5 protein-coding genes are annotated in these 6,659 nt (G+C 40.7%); all 5 read right to left on the minus strand.

Going from position 1 to position 6,659, the window contains the following annotated elements; translation table 11 throughout:
- Nucleotides 1-127 precede the first annotated feature (127 nt).
- The 5 genes from HMPREF9389_RS10680 to HMPREF9389_RS10660 all read right to left on the minus strand — a co-directional run bounded on the left by HMPREF9389_RS10680 (nucleotide 128) and on the right by HMPREF9389_RS10660 (nucleotide 6,604).
- Nucleotides 128-1,054 (minus strand): ATP-binding cassette domain-containing protein, encoded by a 927-nt coding sequence (locus HMPREF9389_RS10680; protein ID WP_002927635.1) that lies wholly within the window; start codon nucleotides 1,052-1,054, stop codon nucleotides 128-130.
- Between the two features lie 10 nt (nucleotides 1,055-1,064).
- Nucleotides 1,065-2,132, minus strand: a complete 1,068-nt coding sequence (locus HMPREF9389_RS10675; RefSeq protein WP_002927637.1) for an ABC transporter ATP-binding protein — start codon at nucleotides 2,130-2,132, stop codon at nucleotides 1,065-1,067.
- Nucleotides 2,133-2,140: 8 nt separating this feature from the next.
- Nucleotides 2,141-3,067 (minus strand): oligopeptide ABC transporter permease OppC, encoded by a 927-nt coding sequence (oppC, locus tag HMPREF9389_RS10670; RefSeq protein WP_002927638.1) that lies wholly within the window; start codon nucleotides 3,065-3,067, stop codon nucleotides 2,141-2,143.
- Nucleotides 3,067-4,563 carry an ABC transporter permease gene (locus tag HMPREF9389_RS10665; RefSeq protein ID WP_002927639.1) on the minus strand — a complete coding sequence of 499 codons (1,497 nt, stop codon included), beginning with the start codon at nucleotides 4,561-4,563 and terminating at the stop codon, nucleotides 3,067-3,069. The genes oppC and HMPREF9389_RS10665 overlap by 1 nt, the downstream gene beginning before the upstream one ends.
- Nucleotides 4,564-4,627: 64 nt before the next feature.
- Nucleotides 4,628-6,604, minus strand: coding sequence for a peptide ABC transporter substrate-binding protein (locus HMPREF9389_RS10660; RefSeq protein ID WP_032906118.1), 1,977 nt, complete (start codon nucleotides 6,602-6,604; stop codon nucleotides 4,628-4,630).
- Nucleotides 6,605-6,659: the final 55 nt, after the last annotated feature.

Raw genomic sequence — 6,659 nt, forward strand, 5'->3', positions numbered from 1 at the left:
TAATATTTTTTAAAAAATTATTGTTTTTAAGTTAGTGGATGATATTACTTCCCTTTGTGGCTGGTCAATTGACTTACATTCTATATCTTTTTTAATGAGCAAAAAAATGCCCTTTCGGACATTTTTTCTATTCTTGTTCTTGTTTATACTTTTCGAGTTCAGCTTTATTAGCCCAGACGTAGTGTCCTGGACGAATCTCTGCCATTTCTGGTTTATCAACAGAATAATCGTGCTGTTCAGGATTATAGACCTTCAATACTTTTTTACGCTCTAAGATTGGGTCTGGGATTGGAACAGCCGAGAGCAAGGATTGTGTGTAGGGATGGACAGGATGGTTGAACAACTCCTCTGTCTCCGCCACTTCTACAATGACTCCTTTATAAATTACGGCGATACGATCAGAAATAAAACGAACTACCGAAAGGTCATGGGCAATAAAGAGATATGTCAGGCCTAATTCTTTTTGGAATTTTTTCAATAGATTCAGAACCTGAGCCCGAACAGACACGTCCAAGGCAGAGATAGGCTCATCTGCAATTACGAAATCTGGTTGCATGACCAAAGCACGAGCAATCCCAATCCGCTGACGCTGTCCACCAGAGAATTCATGAGGATAGCGAGTTAAATGCTCAGCCAACAAGCCAACTTCATTGATAATATCTTTGACTTTTCTTTGACGATCTTCTTCACTGTCAAATAAATGGTAATTATAGAGACCCTCAGAAAGGATGTAATCAACAGTAGCACGCTCATTCAGACTGGCAGCTGGATCTTGGAAAATCATCTGAATCTTACGAATCAAGTCCGCTTCTTCTGCTTTTGACTTTTTACCATTAATCTTTTTGCCTTCATAGAAGATATCACCTGCACTGGTATCATTAAGTCCGATAATAGCTCGACCAATAGTAGTCTTACCAGAGCCTGATTCTCCTACAAGAGAGAAAGTTTCCCCCTTGTTGATGAAGAAATTTGCATTTTTTACTGCTACAAATTTCTTACTTCCTTCGCCGAAGGAAATTTCTAAATCTTTAATTTCAACTAATTTTTCAGTCATTTCCTTCCTCCTAAGCTTCTAATTGATTGAAGCCCATTTTTGAACGAATTTTTTCATGTAGGTTTTCGATAATCTCTGGTTTATTAACCTTAGGTGCGTCTTCGTGGAGCAACCAAGTCTTAGCCCAATGAGTATCAGACACATTGAAAGCCGGCGCTGCTTCTTCAAAGTCAATTGACATGGCATAGTCAGAGCGCAAAGCAAAGGCATCCCCTTTGATTGGTGAATAAAGAGACGGTGGCGTTCCAGGAATCGAGTAAAGGGCACCGTTTGCATCTGCTAGCTGAGGCAAGCTGGATAGCAAGCTCCATGTGTAAGGATGTTTTGGCTCGTAGAAAATTTCTTCAACTGTACCGTATTCTATAATCTCACCAGCATACATGACCGCAACCTTATCTGCAATACTAGCTACAACTCCAAGGTCGTGCGTAATAAAGATGGTTGTGAAATGATATTCTTGCTGCAAGGATTTGAGCAAATCAATAATCTGCGCTTGAATAGTTACATCGAGGGCTGTTGTCGGCTCATCACAGATAAGAATATCAGGACGGCAAGCCAAGGCAATAGCAATAACAATCCGCTGACGCATACCACCTGAGTATTGGAAGGGATATTCCTCAAAACGTTTTTCCGCATCTGGAATTCCGACTTTACTCATATAATCAATGGCCATTTTTTTAGCTTCTTTAGCTGATTTCCCTTGGTGCTTGATTATGACTTCTGTAATTTGGCTCCCAATCGTATTAATGGGATCCAAGCTCGTCATCGGATCTTGGAAAATAGTCGCAATTTTTGCACCACGAATCGGCTCCCAATCTTTGTTACTACGAAGAGTTGTCAAATCTTTACCGCGGTAGTCAATGGTTCCTTTAGCTACACGGCCATTTTCTTCTAACATACCAGTAAAAGTCTTAGTTAATACAGACTTACCTGAACCAGATTCACCAACAATAGCCAGTACTTCGCCTTCAATCAAATCCAGAGAGACTCCGCGAATGGCTGTTAAAACTCGGTCGCGAACATCAAATTCCACGACAATATCGCGAGCAGTCAATATTACATTTTCATTCTTTGTCATATTTACTCCTATCTATGTGTACGTGGATCGCTGGCGTCGGCTAAGTTTTGACCAACTACGAAGAAAGTAAGGGATACCAAAATCAGAGTTGTGAGTGGAATCCAAAAGAGGTAGGCATTGGTCGTCACGTTTTGTGAATAATCTGAGATCAAGCGTCCCAAACTTGGCACTGTTACAGGAAGCCCTAATCCAAAGAAGGATAGAAAGGCTTCGTAAGAGATAAAGCTTGGCAGCATCTGTGAAGTGGTAGTCACGATAACAGATACTAACTGCGGCATAATGTTCTTCGTTACAATCTTGAGAGTCGGTGTACCAAGGGTACGAGAGGCAAGGTTGTATTCCAAATCCCGATAGCGCATAATCTGCACACGGATAGTGTAGGCAATACCGACCCAACCAGTAATCGTCATGGCAAAAATCAAATTCCAGAAACCAGCACCGATAGAGTAGGTCAAGACAATGACAATCAAGAGGGCTGGGATATTTGAAATGATATTGTAGACTTCCATCATGACGCGGTCAACTGTTTTGGAAATTCCCCAGATACCGCCAATGATAACTCCGATAGCCAGATTAATAACCGTCGCAATAATCGAAATGAGAATAGAGTTACGGGCACCAAACCAAACACCGTCAAAGAGAGACTTACCATTACTATCCGTTCCAAACCAGTATTGACCACTTGGCTTGATATAACGCATGCTAAAGTCATTTACCTTACTCACGTCATTAAAGTCGAAGTTTGAAAACATAGGGTAAATGAAGCTCATGAGAATAATGGCAATTAGAATTCCCAGCATGGTAATGGTAGATTTCTTTTTCAGAAATTGACGCATGACTGATTTCCAGTAAGAGTAGGCTGGAGCATCAATCGTTTCAGAGGCAAAATCGTCACGTTTGACAAATTGGAATTTGCTTTTATCAATTGTAGCCATTATTTACCTCCTTTTGATGTTAATTTGATACGTGGGTCCAGTACAGTCATCAGAATATCACCCAGCAAGAGGGCAAAGATAGACAGACATGTGAAGATGAATACAAGACCAACAACCATAGAGTTATTGGATGCCTTAACGGAATCAATCAACATCTTACCCATACCAGGGAAAGCAAAGACTGTTTCTGTCAAGGTTGCACCCGCAATAACTCCGACGATTGAAGCTGGAATACTAGATACCAGCGGTACCATAGCGTTTTTAAAGATGTGCTTGTTAGAAATTTCTTTTTCTGAGAGACCCTTAGCACGCGCAAAGCGGACAAAGTCCTGAGACTGAAGGTCAATCATATACCGGCGAATCCAAACAGCTGTCCAAGGAGCACTCAAAAGCCCTAGAATAACAGCTGGTAGGACATAAGAACGCCAATCTCCCGCTCCCAAGATTGGGAAGGAATCTGGAAGACCAAGAGCAGACCCTGCCAAACGGACAATGTAGACCAAGGCGATGGTTGGCAGTGACATCATAAAGGTCAAACCAGCTGTAGAAATACTGTCAAACCATGTATTCTTGAGTCGAGCCATGTAGGATCCGAGCGGAATAGCAATCAGATAAGACAGGGCCACACCAATCAAACCAATAATGGCTGAGCTGGTAATCATGGACGGATTTTGATAGTTGCTTTGAGTCGCTGTATAGGCATCTCCCTTACCAAACTTAGCAATGTCCTGTGAATCGGCTTTGCTTGGCGTCTTGTAAGTACGAGAGTAAATGTTAACAGACGATGTCTTTTTACCTGTTGGAAATTGAACTTCAGAAGACTTAGTTTGCCCTTGTCCCTGTGTAATAACCTGCAGAACAGGGATATTAGCATAGGTTGGATAAGAATTACCTAAATTAAAGGTAATAAAGTTCTGGTGGACAAATGGGAACTGACCATTAAAGTACAGCAGATACTTATGCTTGGTACCAGAACCCACAACAGACCAGCCAACAGAAGGATCATTTTCAAACCGGATATAACGCTCTAGGTTTGGATTTTCCTCATCTTGAATAACATTTGGATGATCAATTTGAATCAAATTAGCATAGAACTCAAAGACACGCTCATAAACAGGCACTTCACGTACAGCATAGAATTCTCCGCTCAGTGGGAATTTCTGCAATTTCCAGCCATTGCCAAGTTTATCAATATACTTCTGATAAATCTTCTTGTTTGCTTCTGTAGCTTCTGTTGTAACAGAAGAATCTTCCTTACTAACCTTCTCCTGCAGTTCCTTAGTATCGTAATAGTCAATGTAGCCCATCCGCTCAAAGATGGTGTTTTCATAGTTAGCTTTTTTATCTTTATTAGTCGCTATTTTATTATAGTTAGGATCCTGCTTGAAAATCAACCTTCTTGGTACCATAGTATAGATAATGGCATAAGTCAGGGTCGTCACCAAGAAAATCGACACAATCGAGCGTAAGATACGCATAAAAATATATTTTTTCATTTATCGTTTCCTTTAAATTCCAAAAGAACTTTCTCCTCTATTAGAGAAAGTTCTCTTAGCAAGCTTATTTCACGTGGTCTGCTAATTCTTCTTGAGCTTTTTTATTAGATTCTACACGTTCTTTATTCCATTTTTCCTGAGCGCTATTATAATCTTTTGTCGTCACAGGCTCGTCCTGCAATTTCATGTACTTATAACTTGCTGCTTCACGCGCCTTAGCACCAGACCAAGCAAACGGTGCTGAGAATGGTACTACCTTAGTCAAGGTTGGACGGCCAGTTCTAGAAGTTACCGGAATCAACAAAGCACTATCAGTCAGCCAAGCCTGAGCAGCCGCATATTTTTCATAACGCTTGTTGAGATCCATCTTCTCTGCTCCAGCTTCTTCAACTAGTTTGGTATATTCATCCAAACCAACTTGTTTTGCTGCTGCATTATCTGTGCCATCAAATCCTAAGAAGGTCTTGGTGTTTTCACCACCAGGTTTGATAACATCCAGATAGGTAGATGGGTCTTGATAGTCAGGAGACCAACCGACATTGTCTGAAATATCCCAGTCTTCTTCAGCAGCAGAAGGTGCAAATAAGGTAATGTTGGTCACTTCATCTTTAGACAATTGGTGAACATCAATCACAACATTATCTGTTCCCAAAGTCTTTTCAATAGACTGCTTGAGGGATTGAACGCGCTGTACTTTAGAAGTAGCTGTTTGATCAACAGGAATGTCCAGATGGATTGGGAATTCTACGCCATCGGCTTTCAAAGCTTCTTTTGCTTTATCAAATTCAGCCTTAGCTTTGTTCTCGTTATAGAATCCATCTTGGCCATCTGAGAAGTCCACATCTTTCCATTCGTCGCCATAGGTTACGACTTTTTCCTTAACTAAGTCACCGAAGGACTTGTCACCAGCTTGCACAAATGTAGGTGGGATGTAAAGGTTACGAAGAAGTTTGTCTGCTCCGTCCTTACCATTAATCTGAGATGCATAGGACTCACGATTGAAGGCAAAAGTCAAAGCCTGACGGAAGTCCTTGTTAAGCAAGGCTTTCTTAGTTGAAGTCTTTTGAGCTTCTGATGTCTTAGCAGTATGGTTGTAAGACTGACGATCAATGTTTGTACCTACCAAGAAAGTTGAGGCATCTTGAGGTGTATAGACGATATTATCTTTAAAGTCTTTTTCAACCTTTTCATACGTCGCACTAGTTGGGAAGAGTCTAGCTGTTGTCAAAGCCCCTTGACTGAACTGATCAGCTAGTTTCCCTTGATCTTGTCCATCATAGAAAGAGAGTTTAACTGCATCTACATGAACATTTTCTTTGTCCCAATAATTAGGATTCTTCTCAAATTGAATTTCAGATTTTGAAGTCAATGATTTGAGCAAGAAAGGTCCGTTGTAAAGCAAGCTTGTAGGATCAGTTGCTTGAGCGAACTTATCGCCTTGATTTTCCAAAAAGTCTTTGTTTACTGGGTAGAGAATCCCCATTGTAGTCTTAGAGTTCCAGAAACTTTCTGGCTCATTAAGAGTATACTCAACGGTATGATCATCAACTGCTTTGATCCCTACTTCTGAGAAATCAATCTTCCCAGAAATATAGTCCTTAAGCCCTTTGACAGAATCCTGAACCAAGTACAGTGTTTCAGATTTATTGTCTGCCGCATACTTAAGACCTGTAACAAAGTCTTCTGCTGTCACATCTGCGTACTCTTCACCTTCGGAAGTATACCACTTAGCATCTTTGCGAAGCTTATAAGTATAAGTCTTCCCATCTTGAGATACAGTCCAGTCTTCTGCCATTGATGGAACTAAGTTCCCATATTGGTCGTTTTCTAAAAGACCATCAATGACATTGGCTGTCAAGTCTGTAGTAGCTGCCTTACTTGAAGTAAGATAGTTCAAGTTTTCAGGGTCTGTTTCGTAGATATAATTAAAGGTCGTAGAGCTGCCTGAGTTTGTGTTTGACTTGGAGCCTGAGCAAGCTGTAAGAATTCCAGCCGCAAGAAGAGTCACTCCTGCAAGCGCAAAGACTTTACTTTGTTTCATATGGGTTTCTCCATCTTTTAGATTTTTAGATTTAATTAAGATTATAGCATAGATA

Origin of the sequence: Streptococcus sanguinis SK355, from assembly GCF_000212855.1 — a bacterium.
Lineage (GTDB): Bacteria > Bacillota > Bacilli > Lactobacillales > Streptococcaceae > Streptococcus > Streptococcus sanguinis_A.

Coding starts and splice junctions, on each gene's coding strand:
- HMPREF9389_RS10665 (WP_002927639.1), bottom strand. CDS start 4,563: ATGAAAAAATATATTTTTATGCGTATCTTACGCTCGATTGTGTCGATT.
- HMPREF9389_RS10680 (WP_002927635.1), bottom strand. CDS start 1,054: ATGACTGAAAAATTAGTTGAAATTAAAGATTTAGAAATTTCCTTCGGC.
- HMPREF9389_RS10675 (WP_002927637.1), bottom strand. CDS start 2,132: ATGACAAAGAATGAAAATGTAATATTGACTGCTCGCGATATTGTCGTG.
- HMPREF9389_RS10660 (WP_032906118.1), bottom strand. CDS start 6,604: ATGAAACAAAGTAAAGTCTTTGCGCTTGCAGGAGTGACTCTTCTTGCG.
- oppC (WP_002927638.1), bottom strand. CDS start 3,067: ATGGCTACAATTGATAAAAGCAAATTCCAATTTGTCAAACGTGACGAT.